At 71.4% G+C, this 21,201-nt stretch carries 19 protein-coding genes; 9 read left to right on the forward strand and 10 right to left on the reverse strand.

Going from position 1 to position 21,201, the window contains the following annotated elements:
- Window positions 1-333 precede the first annotated feature (333 nt).
- The gene (locus tag CC117_RS25290; RefSeq protein WP_071088385.1) at window positions 334-2,649 is read left to right on the forward strand and encodes an MMPL family transporter; all 2,316 of its coding nucleotides are present in this window, start codon (window positions 334-336) and stop codon (window positions 2,647-2,649) included.
- 103 nt (window positions 2,650-2,752) lie between these two features.
- Here the strand turns inward: CC117_RS25290 and CC117_RS25295 are convergent, their stop codons facing one another.
- Window positions 2,753-3,775 carry an aldo/keto reductase gene (locus CC117_RS25295; RefSeq protein WP_071088388.1) on the reverse strand — a complete coding sequence of 341 codons (1,023 nt, stop codon included), beginning with the start codon at window positions 3,773-3,775 and terminating at the stop codon, window positions 2,753-2,755.
- A gap of 166 nt (window positions 3,776-3,941) precedes the next feature.
- On the opposite strand from CC117_RS25295, the gene CC117_RS25300 reads away from it, so the two are divergent.
- From CC117_RS25300 to CC117_RS25310, 3 genes are all read left to right on the forward strand, one after another.
- On the forward strand, window positions 3,942-5,291 hold the full coding sequence (locus tag CC117_RS25300; RefSeq protein WP_071088458.1) for a hypothetical protein: 1,350 nt from the start codon (window positions 3,942-3,944) through the stop codon (window positions 5,289-5,291).
- The gene (locus tag CC117_RS25305) at window positions 5,288-6,718 is read left to right on the forward strand and encodes an acyl-CoA reductase (RefSeq protein ID WP_071088390.1); all 1,431 of its coding nucleotides are present in this window, start codon (window positions 5,288-5,290) and stop codon (window positions 6,716-6,718) included. Before CC117_RS25300 ends, CC117_RS25305 begins: the two co-directional genes overlap by 4 nt.
- A 72-nt stretch (window positions 6,719-6,790) precedes the next feature.
- Complete coding sequence (locus tag CC117_RS25310) at window positions 6,791-7,159, forward strand: FKBP-type peptidyl-prolyl cis-trans isomerase (protein WP_071088392.1); 369 nt, start codon at window positions 6,791-6,793, stop codon at window positions 7,157-7,159.
- Here the strand turns inward: CC117_RS25310 and CC117_RS25315 are convergent.
- Together CC117_RS25315 and CC117_RS25320 are read right to left on the reverse strand one after the other, a co-directional pair.
- Window positions 7,152-7,775 (reverse strand): Maf family protein, encoded by a 624-nt coding sequence (locus CC117_RS25315; protein ID WP_116287900.1) that lies wholly within the window; start codon window positions 7,773-7,775, stop codon window positions 7,152-7,154. The genes CC117_RS25310 and CC117_RS25315 overlap by 8 nt on opposite strands.
- Window positions 7,776-7,841: 66 nt before the next feature.
- Window positions 7,842-9,326, reverse strand: a complete 1,485-nt coding sequence (locus CC117_RS25320) for an MFS transporter (RefSeq protein ID WP_071088394.1) — start codon at window positions 9,324-9,326, stop codon at window positions 7,842-7,844.
- 55 nt (window positions 9,327-9,381) lie between these two features.
- On the opposite strand from CC117_RS25320, the gene CC117_RS25325 reads away from it, so the two are divergent.
- On the forward strand, window positions 9,382-9,873 hold the full coding sequence (locus CC117_RS25325) for a winged helix-turn-helix transcriptional regulator (RefSeq protein WP_071088396.1): 492 nt from the start codon (window positions 9,382-9,384) through the stop codon (window positions 9,871-9,873).
- 125 nt (window positions 9,874-9,998) lie between these two features.
- On the opposite strand, the gene CC117_RS25330 is transcribed toward CC117_RS25325, so the two are convergent.
- Together CC117_RS25330 and CC117_RS25335 are read right to left on the reverse strand one after the other, a co-directional pair.
- Complete coding sequence (locus CC117_RS25330) at window positions 9,999-10,442, reverse strand: response regulator (protein WP_071088462.1); 444 nt, start codon at window positions 10,440-10,442, stop codon at window positions 9,999-10,001.
- Between the two features lie 89 nt (window positions 10,443-10,531).
- Window positions 10,532-11,128: a CGNR zinc finger domain-containing protein gene (locus tag CC117_RS25335; protein WP_198541980.1), complete on the reverse strand. Its 597-nt coding sequence runs from the start codon at window positions 11,126-11,128 to the stop codon at window positions 10,532-10,534.
- A 30-nt stretch (window positions 11,129-11,158) separates the two neighbouring features.
- On the opposite strand from CC117_RS25335, the gene CC117_RS25340 reads away from it, so the two are divergent.
- Window positions 11,159-11,869: a maleylpyruvate isomerase N-terminal domain-containing protein gene (locus CC117_RS25340; RefSeq protein ID WP_084132765.1), complete on the forward strand. Its 711-nt coding sequence runs from the start codon at window positions 11,159-11,161 to the stop codon at window positions 11,867-11,869.
- A 47-nt stretch (window positions 11,870-11,916) separates the two neighbouring features.
- Here CC117_RS25340 and CC117_RS25345 read toward each other — a convergent pair whose 3' ends face one another.
- From CC117_RS25345 to CC117_RS25360, 4 genes are all read right to left on the reverse strand, one after another.
- Window positions 11,917-12,786, reverse strand: a complete 870-nt coding sequence (locus tag CC117_RS25345; RefSeq protein WP_071088400.1) for a patatin-like phospholipase family protein — start codon at window positions 12,784-12,786, stop codon at window positions 11,917-11,919.
- A gap of 131 nt (window positions 12,787-12,917) precedes the next feature.
- The gene (locus CC117_RS25350; protein ID WP_071088402.1) at window positions 12,918-14,630 is read right to left on the reverse strand and encodes an alpha-amylase family protein; all 1,713 of its coding nucleotides are present in this window, start codon (window positions 14,628-14,630) and stop codon (window positions 12,918-12,920) included.
- Window positions 14,627-15,676 (reverse strand): TIGR03885 family FMN-dependent LLM class oxidoreductase, encoded by a 1,050-nt coding sequence (locus tag CC117_RS25355; RefSeq protein WP_071088405.1) that lies wholly within the window; start codon window positions 15,674-15,676, stop codon window positions 14,627-14,629. Before CC117_RS25355 ends, CC117_RS25350 begins: the two co-directional genes overlap by 4 nt.
- A 78-nt stretch (window positions 15,677-15,754) precedes the next feature.
- Window positions 15,755-16,891: a carboxylate-amine ligase gene (locus tag CC117_RS25360; RefSeq protein WP_071088466.1), complete on the reverse strand. Its 1,137-nt coding sequence runs from the start codon at window positions 16,889-16,891 to the stop codon at window positions 15,755-15,757.
- A 247-nt stretch (window positions 16,892-17,138) separates the two neighbouring features.
- Between CC117_RS25360 and CC117_RS25365 the strand changes: the two genes are divergently transcribed.
- From CC117_RS25365 to CC117_RS25375, 3 genes are all read left to right on the forward strand, one after another.
- Window positions 17,139-17,549: an EthD domain-containing protein gene (locus tag CC117_RS25365; protein WP_071088407.1), complete on the forward strand. Its 411-nt coding sequence runs from the start codon at window positions 17,139-17,141 to the stop codon at window positions 17,547-17,549.
- A gap of 79 nt (window positions 17,550-17,628) precedes the next feature.
- A complete protein-coding gene (locus CC117_RS25370; RefSeq protein ID WP_071088468.1) occupies window positions 17,629-18,669 on the forward strand; it encodes a pyridoxamine 5'-phosphate oxidase family protein in 1,041 nt (346 codons plus the stop codon).
- A 103-nt stretch (window positions 18,670-18,772) separates the two neighbouring features.
- Window positions 18,773-19,873 carry a winged helix DNA-binding domain-containing protein gene (locus CC117_RS25375; RefSeq protein WP_071088409.1) on the forward strand — a complete coding sequence of 367 codons (1,101 nt, stop codon included), beginning with the start codon at window positions 18,773-18,775 and terminating at the stop codon, window positions 19,871-19,873.
- Here CC117_RS25375 and CC117_RS25380 read toward each other — a convergent pair.
- A complete protein-coding gene (locus CC117_RS25380; protein WP_071088411.1) occupies window positions 19,848-20,957 on the reverse strand; it encodes a type III polyketide synthase in 1,110 nt (369 codons plus the stop codon). The genes CC117_RS25375 and CC117_RS25380 overlap by 26 nt on opposite strands.
- Window positions 20,958-21,201: the final 244 nt, after the last annotated feature.

The raw sequence follows: 21,201 nt of genomic DNA on the forward strand, positions 1-21,201 counted from the left end.
GCCGCGCTGTCGACCCGCGTCGAGAGTAGGTCCCGGGTACTGCGGACGCAGTACCCGTCTACCGCGCCGGTCGCTCGGTCGGCAGCCCGCACCACCGCCGCTGGGAGTCCTGCCGGGCCGCAACCCCGCCCACAGTAGGAGAACGGTGGTCGCGGGCCCGGTGGGGCCGGCCCGGCAGGTCCGGGACCGGACCGGTCGCCGGGTCTGCATGCGGCGGAGGGAATCGGCCGATGCTGCTGCATCTGCGGCAGTCGCGTACGCCTGTGGCGGTATGCGCAAGTGACGTCGCTGGCTGGATGTGCCAGGGGGTCGTCCAGAAGCAGGGTTGTTCTCATGGCTCTCTATCTCCAGCGGCTCGGCCGCTTCTCCTTCCGGAGGCGAGGTCTGGTCCTCGGCCTGTGGCTCGGAGTCCTGCTCGTCTCCGGGGTGGGCGCCGCCACCCTGTCCGGGCCGACCCTGGACACGTTCACGATGCCGGGCACCGAATCCCAGCGGGCGCTCGACCTGTTGGAGGAACGCTTCCCCGAGGCCGGAGCGGACGGCGCGACGGCCAGAGTCGTCTTCGCCGCGCCGGACGGGTCACCGCTCACCGCGCAGCGCTGGCAGGACGCTGTCGGCTCGGTCGTCAGTTCCCTGGACGGCACGGACGAGGTCGGCTCCATCGCCGATCCCTACAGCGGACAACTCTCCGATGACGGCAGGGTCGGGTTCGCGCAGGTCACCTACAGTGTCGCCGCCGCCGACCTCTCCGATGAGGCCCGCGACACCCTGGAACAGGCGATCGAGCACGGGCGTGCCGCGGGTCTGATCGTCGAGGCCGGCGGCGATGCCACCGAGGAGGAGGGCGGGAGCGAGGCGACCGAGCTGATCGGTCTGGCGGTCGCGGCACTCGTCCTGGTGATCACGCTCGGGTCGCTGGTCGCCGCCGGTCTGCCGCTGCTGGTCGCGCTGGTCGGTGTCGGCACCGCGGTGGCCGCGATCACCGCCGCGACCGGCTTCGTCGAGCTGTCGTCGAACACCTCGACGCTTGCGGTGATGCTCGGCCTCGCCGTCGCGATCGACTACTCGCTGTTCGTCGTCTCCCGCTACCGCCAGGAGCTCGGGCGGGGCCTGAGCCAGGAGGACGCGGCGGGCCGGGCGGTCGGAACCGCGGGCTCCGCGGTCGTGTTCGCGGGCCTGACGGTGGCGATCGCGCTGGTCGGTCTGGCGGTCGTCAACATTCCGTTCCTGACCGAGATGGGCGTCGCAGCCAGCTTCGCCGTCCTGCTCGCGGTCGTCATCGCCCTGACGATGCTGCCGGCGCTGCTCGGTTTCGCCGGTGCCAGGGTCCACCCGCGCCGCGACCGGCGCGACCGGGCGGCCCAGGGCGGCGACTCCCCGGTGCGGCACCTGCCGAGCACACCGACCCGCGCGCGCCGCTGGGCCGCCTGGATCACCCGCCACCCGGTCGCCGTTCTGGTGGCCACCGTGATGGCCCTCGGCGCCGCCGCGATCCCGGCGCTCGACATGCGGCTCGCCCTGCCCGACGACGGCACCGCCGCGCCGGACTCCTCGGCGCGCAAGGCCTACGACCTGTTGTCGGACAACTTCGGYGCCGGCTTCAACGGCCCGCTCACCATCACCGTCGACACCCACCCGAACGCCTGGTCGCCGGCCACCGACCCGCAGGCCGCGGCGGAGGCCGTCGGAGCCGAGATCGGCCGTCTCGACCACGTCGCGAACGTCAGCCCGGCACAGGTCAACGCGGCCGGTGACACGGCGATCCTCAGCGTCATCCCGGAGACCGGCCCGGCCGCCGCCCAGACCAGCGACCTGGTCCGTGCCATCCGCGACCTGCCCGCACCCGACGGCTCCGAGGTCTCGGTGACCGGAAGCACCGCGCTCGCCGTCGACATCACCGACTCGCTCGGCGACGCGTTGCTGCCCTACCTGATGGTCGTCGTCGGCCTTGCGATCATCCTGCTCTGCCTGGTCTTCCGCTCGGTGCTCGTCCCACTCAAGGCGGTCGGCGGCTTCCTGCTCACCGTGGTCGCCTCGCTCGGAGTGGTGGTCGCGGTCTTCCAGTGGGGCTGGTTCGAGGGGCTGCTCGGGATCGAGGGTCAGACCGGGCCGATCATGAGCCTGCTTCCCATTCTGATCGTCGGCCTTGTGTTCGGCCTCGCCATGGACTACCAGGTCTTCCTCGTCACGGGCATGCGGGAGCAGCACGTCCATGGCGCCGGCGCGACCGAGGCGGTGGTCTCCGGGTTCGACCACGGCGCCCGGGTGGTCATCGCCGCGGCGATCATCATGATCAGTGTCTTCGCCGGGTTCATCCTCACTCCGGAAGCACTGATCAAGCAGATGGGTCTGGCGCTCGCTCTCGGCGTCGCCATCGACGCCTTCATCGTCCGGATGACGATCGTCCCCGCGGTCATGGCCCTGCTGGGGCGCGCCGCCTGGTGGATGCCGCGCTGGCTCGACCGCCTGCTGCCCAACGTCGACGTCGAGGGCGCGCGGCTGGTCGACCACGCGGCACCCGCGCAGGCGGCGCCGGATGGGCTGGCGCCGGAGCTGTCCGGATCTCCGGCCGGCTACGCCGCGGTGATCCGCCAGAACGATGGCGACCACGCGGACACCGGACCGGTCGGATCCAGGCTCGGCCGTTGAGCCATCGGCCGGGATCGTGGGAGGCCGCCGCGGATCGGGCGGCCTCCCCCTTTCCATCCTCCTGCTCAGAACGCCCAGGCGACAGAGCGTGCACGTCGGAGCCTCAGCGGCGGCGCAGGGCCGGCTTGCTGAGGACGGCTGGTGCGTACCCGGCGTCCTCCGGGTTGAGGTTCACCCCGGGCGGGACGATCTCGTCGATGCGGTCCAGTGTCGCGGTGTCCAGGACGACATCGGCGGCGGTGAGCTGGCTTTCCAGATGTTCCATCGTGCGCGGACCGATGATCGCGGAGGTGACCGCCGGGTGGCGCAGCACGAACGCCAGCGCCAGCTCGATCAGCGTGATGCCCGCCTCGGCGGCGAGGTCACCGAACGCGATCGCGGCCTCGACCTTGCGCTGGTTCGCCGGCAGGGACAGGTCGTAGCGGTTGGGGACCCGGGCCGTGCGGGTGCTGGTGACCTCGCCGCCGCCGCGCTTGTAACGCCCGGAGAGGAAGCCGCCGGCGAGCGGGCTCCACGGCAGCACGCCGAGTCCGTACTTCTGCGCCACCGGCAGCAGATCGGCCTCGATGCCGCGGACGAGCAGCGAGTAGGGCGGCTGCTCGGTGACGAACCGTTCGCGGTGGCGCCGCTCGGCGACCCACTGCGCCTCGACCACCTCGTGCGCCGGGAACGTCGAGCTGCCGAAGTAGCGGATCTTGCCGGCGCGGACGAGGTCGGTGAGAGCGCTGAGGGTCTCGTCGATGTCGGTCGACGGGTCGGGGCGGTGTACCTGGTAGAGGTCGATCCAGTCGGTGCCGAGGCGCCGCAGGCTGTTCTCCACCTCGGTGATGATCCAGCGGCGGGACAGGCCGCGCTGGTTGGTGTCCGGACCCATGGGCATGAACAGCTTGGTCGCCAGCACGACGTCGTCACGTCGGCCAACCAGAGCCTTCCCGACGATCTGTTCGGACTCGCCGGCGGAGTAGACGTCCGCCGTGTCGATGAAGTTGATCCCGGCGTCCAGCGCCCGGTGAATGATCTTTGTCGAGTCGTCATGGTCCTGGTTGCCCCAGTCCCCGAACATCATGGCGCCGAGGCAGAGCGGGGAGACCCGCACGCCGGTGCGGCCGAGTACGCGGTGGTCCATGTGACCTCAGTATGGGGGTTGCAGGGCAGGTGCGGACAGCCGTCGCACGTGCCGGGCCCGGCGCTTCCCCTCCTGCCGGCATCCGCGAGGACCGCAGGATCTCCTCTTGACATTCGAAACTAGACTCGCGAGTCTAGTTCTGTCGCGGGCGGAGGGAGAGATGCTGGTGAGCAGTGCAGTGGAGCGCCTGACAGGGCTCGTGCGGTCGGAGAAGCGGTTCGACATTCCGTACGCGGAACTACGCGAGGCCCAGGTCGAGGCCCTGAACGAGCGTTTTCAGGAACGCCGGGACCGTATCCGGCTGCTCGCCTTCCGCGCGAAGGAGGAGAAGGTCACCGAGATCCGGTCGCTGGCCGACGCGGTCCCGTTGCTCTTCCCGCACACCGCGTACAAGAGCTATCCCGAAAGCTTCCTCGCCGAGCAGAAATKGGACCGCCTGGGGAAATGGCTCGGCACCGTCTCGGCCTACCCGCTCACCCCGATAGAGACGTCCGACATCACCGATATCGACGACTGGGTCGCGCGTTACGAGGAGAACCGGCACTACATCTCGTGCTCGAGCGGCACGACCGGGAAGTCGGCGATGCTGATCGCCTCGGAGCGGGACATGGACTGGTCCCGCCTCGACACTGTCGGCGTGTTCTCCTGGGGCTCCGGTGTCCAGCCTGCGCAGGACCGCCGGATGATGGGCCTGGCGCCAAGCGCCAGCGTGMCGAAGAACAACATCATCCGGGACGCGCAGGTCGCCGCTTTCGGTGACCCGCGGTTCAAGCCCTTCCGGCTGCCGATTCCGCCGATCACCATCGGCCAGATGACGAAGATGGTGGTGCTGCGCCGGGCGATGGCGGAGGGCACGGCCCGGCCCGAGGAGATCGCCGACTTCGAGGCGACGTCGCAGGAGCGGGCGGAGATCCTCGACAAGTCCTATGTCATCGCCGCCGAGACGCTGGTCGCGGCGCGCGGGGACAAGCTCATGCYCGCCGGGATGTGGAACGCGCTCTACCACATCRCCAAGCTGGTGCGGGATCTCGGCTACAGCGGCGACGACTTCCACCCCGACAACTGCATCTACGTCGGCGGCGGCCTCAAGCGTGCCCAGCTCCCGCCGGACTACCAGCAGTTCGTCCACGAGACCTTCAACATTCCCGCCACCCGCACCTTCCAGAACTACAGCATGCAGGAGCTCAACTCCGGCATGCCGCGCTGCCGGGAGGGCGGCCGCTACCACGTGCCGCCGTGGGTCGTCCCGTTCGTCCTCACCCGGGACGGCGACGCGCTGCTCCCGGAGACCGGCGGCGAGGTCGAGGGCCGGGCCGCGTTCTTCGACCTGGCACTCGACGGCCGCTGGGGCGGCGTCATCACCGGCGACCGGATCTCGCTGGACCACGGCCCCTGCGCCTGCGGGAACGCCGGGCCGAGTATCCGCGACACCATCGTCCGCTACGCCGACCTGGAGGGCGACGACAAGATCGGCTGCGCCGGCACCGTCGACGCCTACGTGAGGGGCCTGTCATGACCACCACCGAAGMCGAACCGGCCGTCCCCGCCCCCACCCCCGCGCAGGATGTCATCCGGGTCGATCACTTCGTCCGCGGGCAGCTCGTGCGCGGCGGGGCGGTGCGCTACCGCTCCCGTGACCTCGGCGTCGAGTTCGCCACCCCCGAGATCTCGCTGGACGCGCTGGTCACCCCGCGCTCGGAGCTGCCCCCGCTGCTGGACGTCAGCACCGAGGAGATCATCGACTTCCTCGTCGCCTGCGGCGAACGACTCGTCCTGGAGGACAACGTCCACCTGCAGGAGGCGGCCGAGCGCATCATCGCGACGAACCCGCTGCCGCGGCGGGTGGTGGAGAACCTGTTCCGCGTCGCCCGGCACCGCCTGACGAAGCGGGCGCTGTGGGGCAGCATCGAGACCAACTTCGCCGACCCGGCGGCGCTCGACGGCTGGGTCGACCGGGTCGACTTCCACGGCAACCACGGCGCGCTGCGCGCCTTCCCGCCGCGGATGATCCACATGTTGGCGGGCAACTCGCCGACGGGCTGCATCTCCTCGATCGCCCAGGGTGCGCTGGTCAAGGCCGTCAACGTCTTCAAGATGCCGTCCAGTGACCCGTTCACCTGCGTCGCCATGCTGCGCACCATGGCCGAGGTCGACCCGGAGCATCCGGTCGTCCGTTCGATGTCGGCGGTCTACTGGCGCGGCGGTGACGAGCGCATCGAACGCACCCTCTACCGCCCGCAGTACTTCGACCGGATCGTGGCCTGGGGCGGCGGCGACGCGATCAACAACGTCATCCGCTACCTGGGCCCGGGTCTGCAGCTCGTCTCGTTCGACCCGAAGACGTCCATCTCGATGGTCGGGCCCGAGGCTTTCAGCTCCGACACGGTGATCGCCGAGGTCGCCGAGGCGGCCGCTGTCGACGTCTCCGTGTTCAACCAGGAGGCCTGCCTGGCCAGCCGTTTCATCTTCGCCGAGGGCGAGCGGGACGGTATCGAGAAGTTCTGCGCGGCCCTGCAGGAACGCCTCGGCGTCGACCGGGAGATCGCCTCGGCCGTGGCGCTGCCGCTGCCCGTCGACACCCGCGACGAGATCCAGATGCTGCAGGTCATGGACGACGACTGCAAGGTCTGGGGCGCACCCGACGGACGGGGCCTGGTCATCCTGACCTCCGAACCGGTCGACTTCCACCCCAGCAACAAGACGGCGAACGTCGTGCACGTCGACTCGCTCGACGACGCCGTCCGCCACGTCAACGTCGCGACGCAGACGATCGGCATGTACCCGCCGGAACGCAAGCGGGCGATGCGCGACCGCCTCGCCAGCGCCGGCGCGCAGCGGGTGGTGCGGCTCGGCGGCGCGGCGAAGCACGTCGAGGGCGGCCCGCACGACGCGATGTTCCCGCTCCAGCGTTTCGTCCACTGGATGTCCGACGAGGACGCCTGACGAGGCCGAGACCGAGACCGAGGCCCGCGGGGTGCCGGCCGGTCGGCGGTGCGGCGCCCATAGGGTGGATACATGGAAAAGCCCGAGATCGACTTCGTCGACCCGACTCCGCCGACCGACCTGGTCGTCAAGGACCTCACCGAGGGGCAGGGAACTGAGGCCACCGCTGGCCGGACCGTCTCGGTCCACTATGTCGGTGTCTCCCACAGCTCGGGTGAGGAGTTCGACGCCTCGTACAACCGCGGCCAGCCGTTCCGGTTCCGCCTCGGTGCCGGTCAGGTCATCTCCGGCTGGGACCAGGGCGTCCAGGGCATGAAGGTCGGCGGGCGCCGTCAGCTCGTCATCCCGCCGCACCTCGCCTACGGTTCGCGCGGTGCCGGCGGCGCCGTCAAGCCCAACGAGACCCTGATCTTCGTCGTGGACCTRCTCGGCGTCAGCTGACCGCCGGCGGCCGAACCCCCGGCACGACACTGCCGGGGTCGCCGAACTCCCGCAGCAGATCGGTGAGGACGCTGACGGGGAGCCCGACAACGGTGTCGTACTCCCCGTCGATGCGGTCCACCAAAGCCCCGCCGGCACCCTGGATCGCGTAGCTCCCCGCCTTGTCCAGCGGCTCGCCCGATGCGACGTACGCGGCGATCTCGTCGTCGCCGAACAGGCGCATCGTGACCGCGGTGGTCGCACTTCGCCCGTGGCAGYGACCCGTCGCCCCGTGGACCACGACGACACCGGTGGTCACGTGATGCGTCCGGCCGCGCAGTTCCCGCAGCGTCCGCGCGGCGTCCTGTTCACTGTCGGGTTTGACGAAGATCCGCCCGTCGAGACCGACGACCGTGTCGCAGCCGACGACCAGCGCCTCCGGTTCGGAGCGGGCCACGGCCAGCGCCTTGCGGCGGGCCACCTGCACCGTGAAGTCCGACGCTCCGTCATAGTCGTGGAGCGTCTCGTCCACGCCGCTGGTGACGACGGTGAACTCCAGGCCCATGCTGGTCATGATGTCGCGGCGGCGCGGTGAGCCCGAGGCGAGAACGATCCGGTAGGCGGGCACGCCGTTCACGCTACCGGCCCCGGGGCCCCCGGCTGCCCGCCCCGAGCCTGGCCAGCCGCCCGCCCTCGAGCCCGGCTACGCGGCCGGGGCGACAGGTGCGGTCGGAGGGGCCGGTGTGGTCGGAGCGGGCGGAGTCGACGGGTGCGCGGCCCGCGCCGGGCGGCGCAGCAGGAGCACCGCCGGGACGATGCCGACCAGGGCGAGACCTGCCGTCACCCACCAGGCCTCCCGGAAGGCGTGCAGCGGTGTCCCCGTGCCCACCGAGGCCTCACCGAGAATCGCGATGGCGACCGCCACACCGAGCGCGAAACCCGTCTGGCGCAGCATGTTGACCACCGCGGAGCCGGTCGCGAACGACTGCGGCGGCAGCGATCCCGAGGCGGTGGCCATCATGGTGGGCAACGTCAGACCGACACCGATGCCGGTGAGGAGCATGCCACCGAGCACCCCGGACACGTAGTTCTGCTCCTCGGTGACCGCGAGCGCCCACCAGGCCACGCCGCCGCCGAAGACGGCGCAGCCGACCGCGATCACGACAGCCGCTCCGTACCGGGCGATGAGCGCACCGGCCACGCCGAAGGCGACCAGCGGCACCATGAGCGGCCCCGGCGCGATCGCGAGCCCCGCCCGCAGTGGGGACCAGCCCCAGTGCCCCTGCTCCCAGAGCACGATCGACAGCAGCATCGCGGCGAACGACGCCGAGAAGAACAACGCCACCAGGGACGCACCGGTGAACGCCCGCCCCGCGAACAGCGAAGGATGGATCAGCGGGGTCCGGCTGGTCGCGCAGTGCGCCACGAACAGCGCCAGCAGCACCACGGCACCAAGCAGCGTCCCGAGCAGGGCCGCGGACGTCCATCCCCAGTCGCCGCCGCGGACGAGCCCCGCCGTCAGCAGTCCGATGCCGCCGGTCGCCAGCACCACCCCGAGCGGGTCGGGCCGCTCCGTCGGCTGCCCCGCCAGCTTCGGCAGCCACCGGCGCCCGGCGACGAGGGCCGCCAGACCGACGGGGATGTTCACCAGGAAGGCCCAACGCCAGCTCGCGGCGACCAGCAGGCCGCCGATCACCGGGCCGATCGCCGCCGCCATGCCGCCGATGGCCGTCCACGCCCGGACGGCTCCCTGACGGCGGTCGGTGCTGTGGGCCGCGAGCACCAGACCCAGCGAGGTGGGTGTCACGAGGGCGGCGCCGACGGCCTGCGCGAGCCGGAAGCCGATCAGCATCTCGACGTTGCTGGCCGCCGCGCAGGCCGCGGACGCCGCCGTGAAGACCACGACTCCGAGCAGGAAGCCGAGATCGCGGCGGTAGCGGTCCGCCAGCCGGCCGAAGAACACCAGCAGCGCGGCGTAGCAGACCGCGTACCCGTTGAGGACCCAGGACAGCGTGCCCAGGTTGGTCTCACCGAGGTCGCGGGCGATCTGCGGCAGCGCCACGTTGACGACGAACAGGTCGAGGTTCACCAGGACCACGCCGGCGCAGACGATCAGCAGCACCCCGCGCCCGGAAGCAGTCCTCGCCGACTGTGGGGTGGCGCCCCGCTCCACCATGAGTTCCGTCATGGAACTCACCCTAGGAGCTTGCAGTTCTATCAAGCAACCCACTAGCGTTGAGTCCATGGAGCGCAAGAGCTTCGCCGGCATGCACTGCTCGGTCGCCCAGACGCTGGAGATCGTCGGCGAGTGGTGGACGATGCTGATCGTCCGCGACGCCTTCCTCGGGGTGACCCGCTTCGACGACTTCCAGAAGCGGCTCGGCATCTCCCGCAACATCCTCAACCAGCGCCTGGCCGGCCTGGTCGACGCCGGAGTGCTGAGCCGGGTGCCCTACCAGGACAACCCCCCGCGCCACGACTACCGGCTCACCGAGAAGGGCCGTGACCTGTGGCCCGTCCTGACCGCGTTGCGTGAGTGGGGCGACCGGCACGCCGCGCCCGACGGCCCGCCCCTGCAGCTGCGGCACACCGGCTGCGGGGAGGTCTTCCACACCGTGCTCGGCTGCTCCGAGTGCGGCGAGCCGGTAAGCCTGCGCGACGTGCGCGCCACCCCCGGTCCCGGCGACCTCGACGGCATCGTCCGCACCAGGCCCCCACGCCGCGACCCCGACTGACGCATCGGCGGCCCTGGACCGTTGCCCCGGCGCCCGGCCGAGCCCAGCCTGAGGCAGTCTGCGTACCGCCGGCCACCCGCCCGCGTACCTTCGCCGAAGGACGACGACCGCCGGCAGCTCCTGGGCTAAGGGGCCTGATGACCAGGGAGTCGGGCGAGCTCCAGATAGAAGCCGTCGATCGCGCGAATCGCGCCGAAGAACTCGTCGAGCTCCTGCGGCTTGCAGACATAGGCGTTGGCATGCAGCTGGTAGCTGGCTGACACGTCATCCGGAGCCTCGGACGTCGTCAGCACCACGACCGGGATGCTCCGCAGCGCCGGATCAGCCTTGATCGCGGCGAGGGTCTCCCTGCCGTCCATCCGAGGCATGTTCAGGTCAAGGATGATCAGATCCGGCTTTCGCAGAGCCGGGTCATGGAGATACGCCATCGCCTCGACGCCGTCAGCGACGGTCTCCACCTCCTGCCCGAGACCGCGGGCAAGGAATGCTTCGGTCACCAGCATCGCATCGCCCGGGTCATCCTCGGCGAGCAGGACCGAATAGGAAGGGCGGGGCGCGGCGGCGACCATCACCGGCATCTCCATGGCTGTAGGTCGGCGGGTGCGCCCACCGACGCACCGTCATCGTCGCACATCGTTCCGGGTGTCGCGGGCGGCAGTCAGGAACGGCGGGCCCGGTGGTGGGCGGCGCGGGCACGGTTCCCGCAGGCCTGGTCCGAGCACCAGCGGCGTCGGCCGGGCCGGGACGCGTCGAAGAACAGCAGCGCGCACTCGTCGCTGGCGCACTCCCGTATCCGCGCGACGTCCGGGCTGCCCAGCAGCTCGACGGCGTCCCGCGCGACCGTGGCCAGCACGGCCTCGACCGGGGTGCGCCCCGGATGGAGCTCCCGGGTGCCCAGGCCGGTGAGCTGCGGGGCCAGGCCCGCGTGCCGGGCGTGAGTGTTGATCGTCCGGAGATCACTGTCGCCGGCTGCTCCGCCGTCGATCGCGGCTCGCGCGGTGCGGTAGACCGCCTCGCGCAGCCGGCGCGCGGACCGCAGCTGCGTCTCGGTGACCGTCGGCGGCTCCGCCAGCAGGCCCGCGGCCACGAACCAGCGGCCAAGATCCTCACCGGCGCGGAGTCGTTCGAAGCTACGGCGCCAGCGCTCGCCCACCGTCGCCGTGTACGCCAGGCAGAGCCGGCCGGAGAGGAACCGGAACTGCAGCTCCCAGTCGGGCAGCTCGCCCGGCGGGAGCACCCGGACAGCGGTTGCCACGCCCTTCATGTAACGACTATAAGTCGTTACATGCGGAGCATCGACGAACCAGCCGTCAGGACGTCCGAGACTCGGCGTGAGGCCTTCGGCCAGGCCACCGCCGCCTTCACCGCGCTGGTGACGAGGGTCGGCCCGGAGGACTGGCAGCTCCCCGCCCTCGGCCAGTGGACGGTGCGCGACCTGGTGGGCCACACCAGCCGGGCCCTGTCGACGATCGAGGCCTACCTGCCGACAGCCGTGCAGGCCACACAGGAGGTACAGGCCGGTAAGCCCGCTGACCCGGCGCTCGACGCGTACGCGTACGAGTTGGCCGGGCCGGCGGACTACTACCTCGCGGCACGGGCCGGCCTCGGGGATCCCGCCGCGGTGGCCGAACGTGGCCGCGCCGCCGGTCGGGCCCTCGGCGCGGACCCGGCGGGCGCGGTGGGCGCGCTCGCCACCCGGGTGCTGGCCCTGGTGGCCGCCACCGCGGACAGCACCCTGGTCCGCAGCCCGGTCGGCACGATGGCCTTCGTCGACTACCTGCCGACGAGGACCTTCGAACTGACCGTGCACGGCCTCGACCTGGCCCGCGCGCTCCCGGGCGACGGCGGGCCGGGGGCCGGGGCCCCGCTCGGCTCGGCCCTGGCCGCTGGTCTCGACCTTGCCGCGGAGCTGGCGGCCCGCGGCCCCGATGCCGCTGACCTGCTGCTGCTCCTCACCGGGCGCGGTTCCCTGCGCTCCGGCCTGAGCGCTCTCTGATCCCCGGCCGCGTCTGACCCCGTCCGCCTCTGGCGCCGCCCGCCCGACTACCGGTCTGCCCCCACGCCTCGGCCTGCCCGAGGGGCATGGCGTGTCGCCTGCTGTCCCAGTGCCTCGCGGATGCGTGCGGCAGCTGCGGCGGCCTGGTTCTCGCCGGACTGATAGGCGGGCTCCCAGTGGGTCCGGTCACCCAGATCGGTGCCGAAGCTGTCCTGCGCGGCATCGTCGGCGGCGATGCGCACGACCGCGGCCGCGCCGGCCGGCCCGCCGGGCGACCCGACTCTGGGCGCCATCGGTTCGATGACCACCACTGGGTCGGCGCCGACGGCGAGGTGGCTGTGGGACCCGCCGGCGAGAGCACCGTCCATGTAGCGGCGGCCGGCGATCAGGACCGGTGGGTAGGCGGCGGGCATGGCGCAGCTCGCCGCGACGGCCAGGGACAACGGAACACCGCTGCTACCGTCCCAGACGACGGGCTGACCGGTCTCCAGGTCCACGGCGGTGATCAGCAGCCGCCGGGCCGGCCAGGCCTCCGCACCGATCACGAACCTCATGTCGGCGATGTGCGTCGCCTCGGGGACCGTCGGAGCGCTGAGCGCGATGCGGCCCGCGCGGCGCCGGGCATCGGTCGGGTCGATCTCAGGATCGCCGAGGGTGGAGAACACCTCCGTCATGAGGTGCGGGTCCGGCCGCACCTGTGGGCCGGACCGCTCGGGCAGGACGGCGAGGCGCCGAGGGTCGCCACCGGTGGCCAGGACGGCCCCGGCGATCGCGCCCGCCGAGGTTCCCACGATCAGACCGGCATCGGCGAGGTCCACCCCGTCCCGGCGCAGCCCGGCTGCCAGCCCGAGCAGCCAGGCCGTGCCGACGAGCCCACCTGGACCCAGGACAACCGCGGCACCATCGGAAAGCGTCATACCGCGACGATGGAACCTCAAGTCCCGTCGAGGTCAAGCCCGGTCCATCCCTGGAATCGACTCGCGGACGGGAGGCCTGCTGGCGGCGGCGGATCGTCCGGGGCCAGCGGCTTCCGGCCGGCGCGGCCTACTCAGTCGTCGGTGCGTTGCCGGCGGGGGTCCATTCCGGCCGTCGTACGGCGCCGGATGCGTAGCCAGCAGAAGCCGTAGCCGGCCAGGTCGAGGTCGACGGCACCGCCGTCACCGGCAGTCAGGTTGCCCCCGAACCCGTCGGAGCCGGCCAGCTGCGTCAACTGGTCGCCGGACTCGACACCGGCGAGCGGGAGGCACGTGGCGACAGGTTCCCGACCGAGGTTGTGCACCGTCACGACGGACTGGCCGTCCAGGTCGCTGCGGTGGACGAACACGGCGGGGGCACCGGGGCAGTCGAGCACGGCGCCGTCGCCCCAGGCGAGTTCCGGGCAGCGCCGGTAGACGCGGATCATCGCGGTGAACCAGGACAGCAACGAGTCGGGATCGTCCTGCTGGGCCGCCACGTTGACCTTCGCCGGAGCGAAGTCGCCCTCGACGACCGGGCCGACGAGGCTGTCGGGCTCGACGGCGGAGAAGCCGCCGTTCGGGCCGCCCGTCCACTGCATCGGCGTGCGCACGGCGAGACGGCCCTCGGCAGCCAGGTTCTCGCCCATCCCGATCTCCTCGCCGTAGAAGAGAGTCGGGGTGCCGGGCAGCGCGAACAGCAGGCTGTAGACGAGGCGCAGGCGCACCGGGTCACCGCCGAGCATCGGTGGCAGCCGCCGCCGCAGCCCACGGTCGTACAACTGCATCGACGGGTCGGGGCCGAACGCGGCGAAGACCTCCCCGCGCTCGTCGTCGCTCAGCTTGTCGAGTGTCAGCTCGTCGTGGTTGCGGACGAAGGTCGCCCAGTGTCCGTCCTTCGGCGCGGCCGGCCGTTCCCGCAGAGCGGTGGCGAGCGCGGAGGCGTCCTCCCGGGCCATCGCCAGATAGAGCTGCTGCATGCCCGGGAAATCGAAGCACATCGTCAGCTCGTCGCCGTCCTCGTCCCCGAAGAACGTGCGCAGCTCCGGGTACGGAAGGTTCACCTCGCCGAGCAGGATCGCCTCGCCGCTGCGACGGGACAGAAAAGCCCGCAGGTCACGCAGGAAGTCGTGCGGGTTCGGCAGGTCCTCGGCGTCCAGCGCCCCGGCGGTCTCCAGCAGGAACGGAACCGCGTCGACCCGGAAACCGGAGACGCCGAGTTCCAGCCAGAAACCGATGACCCGGGCGATCTCGTCGCGCACGTCGGGATTGGTGACGTCGAGGTCGGGCTGGTGCTTGTAGAACCGGTGCAGATAGTACTGGCCGGCTTCCTCGTCGTACTGCCAGACGCTGTCCTCCTTGTCCGGGAACACCACGTCGGACGGGCCGTCCTTCGGTGGCTCGTCCCGCCACACGTAGAAGTCGCGATAGGGCGAGTCCCGGCTGGAACGCGCGGAACGGAACCAGGGGTGCTGGTCGGAGGTGTGGTTGACGACGAGGTCGATGATCACCCGGATGCCGCGGTCGCGAGCGAGACRCAGGAACTCGACCAGGTCGCCGTGGGTGCCCAGACGCGGGTCGACGCCGTAGAAGTCGGTGATGTCGTAGCCGTCGTCGCGGTCGGGGGATGGATAGAACGGCATCAGCCACAGGCAGGTGACGCCCAGTTCGTGCAGGTGGTCGAGGCGTTGGGACAGCCCGCGGAAGTCGCCGCAGCCGTCGCCGTCGGAGTCGGAGAAGGTCTCGACGTCCAGGCAGTAGACGACTGCGGTCTTCCACCAGAGGTCGCCCGTCCTGGTCAGCCTCATGCGTGCGCCGCCCCCGCACGGGCCACTGCCGGCCGCTCCGCCGGCGGACGGGCCGCCGCGGTGCCGGGCCTGCCAGAGGGGCCAGGGGGGTCGGTGAGCTGTGGCAGGACGGACCCGGCGAACACCTCGATGAACTCGTCCAGGTGCTGGCCGACGTGGTGCAGGAAGATCTCCTCGTAGCCGAGCTCGGTGTACCGGGCGAGCTGTTCGGTGTGCCAGCCCAGGTCGCTGGAGATGTTGACGGACTCGGCGACGACCTCCGGCGGCACGTGCGCGGACACCGCGTCGAACGTGTCGACATGATCGATGTCCCAGCAGGCCGGCGGCGCGAACACGTTCGAACGCCACTGGTCGTGGGCGATGCGCGTCGCCTCGCCGGCGTCAGGGGCGTAGCTGAGGTGCACCTGCAGGCGCAGCGGGCCGCGCCCACCAGCGTCGCGGTAGGCGTCGGCGACCGCGCGCAGCCGCTCCTCGGGCCCGTTGACGGTGATCAGGCCGTCCGCCCATTCGGCGCACCACGCCGCCGTCTCCGGACTGACGGCCGCGCCGACGAGTGCCGGCGGCTCGGCGGGCAGCGTCCACAGCCGGGCCCGGTCGACGGTGACGAGTCCGTGATGGGTGACCTCCTGGCCGGCGAACAGCGCACGCAGGACGTCGACGCACTCCCGCAGCCGCGCCGCCCGCACCGGCTTCGCGGGCCACGGGTCGCCGGTGATGTGCTCGTTGCTGGCCTCTCCGGTGCCGAGCGCGGCCCAGAACCGGCCGGGGAACATGGCGGCGACCGTGGCGATCGCCTGGGCGCTGATCGCCGGGTGGTAGCGCTGGCCGGGCGCGGTGACGACGCCGAACGGCAGGTCCGTCGCCTGCATCGCCGCGCCGAGCCAGGTCCAGGCGAAACCCGACTCGCCCTGCCGGGCGCTCCACGGGGAGAAGTGGTCGGACGACATCGCCGCGCCGAATCCGGCCCGCTCGGCCAGCACGACGGCGCGTACCAGCTCGCCGGGCGCGATCTGTTCATGGGACGCATGAATGCCGAAAAGGGTCACGCCGCGATCTTTGCCCGCTGAGCGCCTCCTAACCATCCGCGACCATCCGCGATCTCGGTGCTCTCCGCGCTGTCCGCACTACACCGGCGACCCGCCCGCTGACTCCGGATCGGTCTCCCGCACGATCAGGTCCACGACGTCGGCGATCTGCCCGCGCCGGCGCAGCATGGCACGCTGCCGGTCGGCACCGGTGCCGCGGGCGAACAGGGTGTCCACCATCCCGCCGACCGCCGCCAGGTCACCTGCCGCGGCGAGCGCGGGGGAGATCCGGTCCACCAGCCGGTCGACCATCGCGCGGGCCTTCACCAGCTCGCCGGACACGGGGTCGACCAGTTCCCCCTGGATGYCGTCGCGGGCCGCCCGCCACGTCGCCGCGCGCAGCACCTCCGGACGGGCGTCGGGCACCGGCCGGCCGTCCGCCCAGTCGGCTGCCGCAGTCGTGACGAGGCCACGGGCGAGCGCCGCGAGCAGGACGGCGTCCTCGACCGAGAGGCAGACGTCCGCGACCCTCAGTTCCAGGGTGGGGTAGCGGCGGGAGAGGCGGGCGTCGAAGTAGATCATGCCGTCGTCCATCGCCGCGCCGCTGCGCACGAGCAGGTCGACGACCCGGTCGTACTCCGTGGCGGAGCCGAACGCGGCGGGGGCCCCGGCCGTCGGCCAGCGTGCCCACACCTGGGTGCGGTAGCTGGCGTAGCCGGTGTCCGCGCCCTGCCAGAGGGGGGAGTTCGCGGACAGCGCGGCCAGTACCGACAGCCAGGGTCGCAGCCGGTCGAGCGCGCCGACCGCCTCGTCCGGTGACTCGATCCCGACGTGAACGTGGCAGCCGCAGGTCAGCTGTTCCCGGGCGGTGAGGCCGAACTCGTCCCGCATCCGCTCGTAGCGCGGTTTGTGGGTGAGGGTCGGATCGCCGCGGGTGGGGCTGGTGCCGGTCGCGGCGAGCATGACGCCCTCGGCGCGGGCCGCGCGGGCGGCGGCGCGCCGCAGTGTGGACAGCGACCCCCGTACCAGCGCGAGCGAGCGGTGCGGCGCGGAGCCGCTCTCCACCTGCTCCCGGGTCAGTTCGACGTCGAGGCCGCCGTCCAGCTCGACGTCGAGGTCGCCGCGGCCGCTGCTCCGGGAGAGCACACGGGGAGCGGCGGCGCGCACCGCGAGGCTGTCGGGATCGAGCAGGAGGAACTCCTCCTCGACGCCGAAGGTGCGAGGGCTGGTGGTCATGAAGCACTGCTTCCCCGGCACGACGATGACTAACTGCCGCGCGGCGAAGGGGCCCGGCCGGGCCGGTGCGGGATCACCCGTTCTGTCCGGTACCTGCGCCATCGGTGGCCGTCACCGGGACACCCACCCCTTTCTTTATATTGTAATCCTTGCTAGGATTACGTCCGGCGGAATCCACGGAGAACACTGGTCCCGGTCGGTCGGGGCTGGTTCGCCCGCCGTTTCCGGGAGAGAGAGGGAGTTCCTCTTGTTCAAGCAGATATGTTTCTTTCGCAAGCGCCCCGACATGACGATGGAAGAGTTCCTCGACTACTACGAGAACCATCACACGCAGTTGGCGACAAAATTAGGGAAGCCGGCCATTCCGAACGCGGTGCGCTACGTGCGGCGCTACCTCACGCCGGTCGAGAACCCGGTGACGGGTGAGATCCATGACAGCGGCTACGACTGCATCATGGAGATCTGGWGGAACTGCCGCGAGGATTTCGAGACCTCGCAGCGGCTCATTCGGGACCCGGAGCGCCTGCCGCACACGATGGAAGACGAGAAGAAGCTCTTCGCCACCCACGAGAACCCGATCTGCATCGTCGAGGAACACGATTCCCCGATGGGTCCCGAGGGTGAGACCTACGACTGGGTGCCGGTCGTCCGGAGCTGAGATTCCACCGGAGCGGYAACCGCCCCACAGGGGCCTGCCGCGTCAGCACCCATCCATATGACAGGAGATGGTCAGCGCGATGAGTGGTCTTCACGATCTCCCCGCGGCGGTGTCAGGTCTCATCGAGTCGGGCGTGGTGGCGGAGTTCTCCACGGTGTCCGCGGCGGGCATCCCGATCGACACGCCGACCTACTACTTCCCGGCCGACGACATGTCGACGATCGACCTGGCGACCGGCCTGCCCAACCCCGCCAAGGCCGAGCGGGTGCGGCGCAACCCGAAGGTCGGCCTGCTGATCGAGGGCAGGCCCGAGGAACCGGTCGTGGTCGTGCGCGCGCACGGCGCGGTCCGCGACAGCGACATCCAGGCGAACGCCGTCCGATACCTCGCCGAGACCGGCTACAAGGGAATCAGCCACGGCATCACCTGGGAGGAGGCACGGAAGGCGGTCACCTACTGGTCCCGCATCATCATCGAGAACAAGCCCGAGCGGGTGTACTGGTGGGAGAACCATGCGGCGCTCGACAGTCCGCCGCAGGTGTGGGCCGCCGAACCCGGAACGGTCTTCCCGGCGTCGGATCCGGCGCCCGCCGGGCGCATGAAGAAGTCCGCCTGGCCGGTCCGCCCCTGGCCGGTCGTGGCCCGGGAGGCCGTGGAGGGCGGGACCCCCGCGCACCTGTCGGTACTCGACGACGACGGGTATCCCCTCCCGATGCGCGCGCTCGACTTCTCCCTGACCGATGACGGATTCCTGCTGCGACTGCCTACGGGAACGCCCTGGCAGCTGAAGGGCCGGGCGTCCCTCACCTTCGCCGGTTTCCGCACGTTCGTCGGCGATGCCGGGCCCGACGGTGACCGGGTCCTGTTCCGGGTCGAGCGGGCGCTGCCGCAGCACCCCGCCACCCTCGACACGAAGCAGGTGCTCCAGCCGAGCGAGGACACCCTCGCCAAGGCCCGCGCTCGTCTCGAGCACGAGGCGTCCCGCCGCGGCCAGTCGCTGCCGGTCATCCCGGCGGACCCGCCGGCCCGCACCCGCCTCGCCCTCGCCCGCCAGGCACGCATCGAGAGCGACGCGCCGATCACGGGCATCACCGAGGACCACGGCAACCGCACCACCTGACCGGCAACAGCACCTGACCGGCAGTCCCGTCCGTGGCGGCCGGGCGCGCCGCCGCGGGCGGGACGGGCGTTTTCTGTCGCACCGGCCGTCTACGGTGTTCGGCATGGTCGACAGCCTCACCCGGGTGGATGTACTCGCTTTCCGGACACGTGCGCAGGGTCTGGATCGCGCGTCCACGCCGCTGGCCGAGGCGACCGTGCTGGAGTTCGGGGTCCAGGACACCGGCCCCGACGGTGGGCGCTGGGCACTGGCGGTCCGGGGGGTGGCTGTCGACGCGCTCGGCGAGGAGGCTCTCGCGGTCGCGTGGACCCTGCGCGGCGCCCCACACCTCTACCGCCGGGCCGACCTGCCCTGCATCGCCGCGGCGACCGAGCCGTTCTCGGACGCCGACGCCGGAAAAAGGATCTTCGATGCCGCCCGGCCGTTGCGGGAGGCGGGCATCAGCCCGATCGAGGCCCTGGAGTCCGTGGCCGCGAGGATGCGCACGCTGGTCACCGGGCCGATGGTCAAGGGCGAGGTGTCCGGTCGGCTGGCGGAGCTGATGGAGCCGCCCTACCTGCGTTTCTGTCGGCCCTGCCAGGCCACCCACCTCTACGAGCAGCCGTTCCGGCTGGCCGCACTGCGGGCCGGCCTGGAGCTGGAGCCCGGCACGTCACCGCCGGTCCTGCGGCCGGTCCCCGGGTTCACCCGGGCCGGCTCGGTGCCCGCGCGCTTCGACGTCATCCGCGGGTATCTGCGGCTGCTCGGCCCGGCGACCCCGAGGCATGTCGCGGAGTTCCTCGACTCCCCGGTGAAGGAGGTGAAGGCCCACTGGCCGCAGGATGCGGTCGAGGTCACGGTCGAGGGCGAGCGCAGATGGGTCCTCGCCCAGGACGCGGCGGGCCTGACGGCCGGCCCGGCGCGCACGACCCGGCTGCTGGGCCCCTACGACCTGTACCTGCAGGGCCGGGACAGGCCGCTCCTGGTCGGGGAGCAGGCCCGGGCGAAGGCGCTCTGGCCGGTCCTCGGCCGGCCCGGTGCCCTTCTCGTCGACGGTGAGATCGGCGGCCTGTGGCGGCCCCGGCAGTCGGGCGGCAGGCTCACGCTCCAGCTCACCCTCTGGCAGACGGCGACCCCGGCGCTGCACGCGTCGATCACCGACCAGGCCGAGCGGCTCGCCGCATACCGAAACGTCCGCCTCACCGGCATCGACGTGGAGGAGTGAGAGCGCGAGCAGCCCGGCTGGGCTGGTGGAGAGGGCTGGGTGGGGCCCAGGTGCCGACACAGGTCTCCGCGGTGATGCCGGGGCCGAACCCGGCGATGACGCCCCGCGCCCCGGGGGCCAGGGCGTCCTCCTCGAACATGCGGCGCAGCGCGTCGAGGACGACGGCGCTGGCGATGTTCCCGTAGTCGGAGAGCGTCGCGCGGCTGTGGCGGAAGAAGGCCGCGTCCACGCCGAGAATGTCGCGCAGGTCGTCGAGGATGCGCGGCCCGCCGGCGTGGATGATGTAGAAGTCGAGGTCGGACGCGTCCCAGCCGTGCCGCCGGGCCAGGCCACGCAGGGCCGGGGCCAGCATCGCCATCGTGGTGGGTACGCGCTTGTCCAGCTGGAAGTGGAAGCCGGTGGCCCGGACGGCGTAGGAGATCCAGTCCTCCGTGCCGGGCACCAGGTAGGAGCCGTTGCGCTCCAGCCGCACGCCGTCACCGCCCTGCCCCCGGACGACCGCGGCGGCGACGGCGTCACCGAAAAGCCCGTTGGACAGGAGCGTGCCCACACCGGTGTCGGTCGGCTGGTAGCACAGTGAGCAGAACTCGCAGGCCACAATGAGAACGTTCGCGTCCGGGTAGGCGGTGCAGAAGTCGGCGGCCCGGTTGATCGCGGCACCGCCCGCGGCACAGCCGAGCTGCGCGATCGGAATCTGCCGGGTGTCGTTCCGGAAACCCAGATTGTTGATCATCCAGGCGGTCATCGACGGCATGAGAAACCCGGTGCACGACACGAAGATGATGGCGTCGACATCCTCGGCACCGATGCCTCCGCTGGCCAGGGCAGCGCAGGCCACCCCCGGGACCCGGCTGCGCGCCTCCTGGGCGTAGGCCGTGTTGCGGGCCTCGAAACCCGGATGCCGGAGGGTCTCGGCGAGGGGGCGGACAAGATGACGTTTGCGGACGCCGGTGTTCTCGACGAGCCRCAGCACGAGGCCGAGCTGCGGATGGTCCGCGTGYAGCCCGYGTRCCAGCTCCAGCGTCTGCTCCTGGGAGATCACGTGTTCCGGTACCGCAACGGCTGGGCGACAGAGAACCGGCATGGCAAGAGCGCCTTCCTGGACGGWGCGCCGTCATCCCCGTGGGGAAGGCGCAGGCCGGAACGTCTGGCACGGTCCCGGCGGATCCACAGCGGCAGCTTCCGCGACCCCGATAACAGTACRTACCCTGCGTAGCCTCTCGTACGCACGCTGTTCGATGGTGTGCTCGGAGCTGGCCGGGAGACGGCCGCGTGGAGACATCGTTCCCAACGGCCGCACCTGTTCTCCCCACGGTCTGTCGGACGGA

Source organism: Parafrankia colletiae, from assembly GCF_001854655.1.
GTDB lineage: Bacteria > Actinomycetota > Actinomycetes > Frankiales > Frankiaceae > Parafrankia > Parafrankia colletiae.

What these genes read in the sequence shown, in the direction of transcription:
- CC117_RS25295 (WP_071088388.1), bottom strand. Translation starts at nt 3,775, where the DNA reads ATGGACCACCGCGTACTCGGCCGCACCGGCGTGCGGGTCTCCCCGCTC.
- CC117_RS25320 (WP_071088394.1), bottom strand. Translation starts at nt 9,326, where the DNA reads ATGACGGAACTCATGGTGGAGCGGGGCGCCACCCCACAGTCGGCGAGG.
- CC117_RS25325 (WP_071088396.1), top strand. Translation starts at nt 9,382, where the DNA reads ATGGAGCGCAAGAGCTTCGCCGGCATGCACTGCTCGGTCGCCCAGACG.
- CC117_RS25330 (WP_071088462.1), bottom strand. Translation starts at nt 10,442, where the DNA reads ATGGTCGCCGCCGCGCCCCGCCCTTCCTATTCGGTCCTGCTCGCCGAG.
- CC117_RS25340 (WP_084132765.1), top strand. Translation starts at nt 11,159, where the DNA reads ATGCGGAGCATCGACGAACCAGCCGTCAGGACGTCCGAGACTCGGCGT.
- CC117_RS25345 (WP_071088400.1), bottom strand. Translation starts at nt 12,786, where the DNA reads ATGACGCTTTCCGATGGTGCCGCGGTTGTCCTGGGTCCAGGTGGGCTC.
- CC117_RS25370 (WP_071088468.1), top strand. Translation starts at nt 17,629, where the DNA reads ATGAGTGGTCTTCACGATCTCCCCGCGGCGGTGTCAGGTCTCATCGAG.
- CC117_RS25375 (WP_071088409.1), top strand. Translation starts at nt 18,773, where the DNA reads ATGGTCGACAGCCTCACCCGGGTGGATGTACTCGCTTTCCGGACACGT.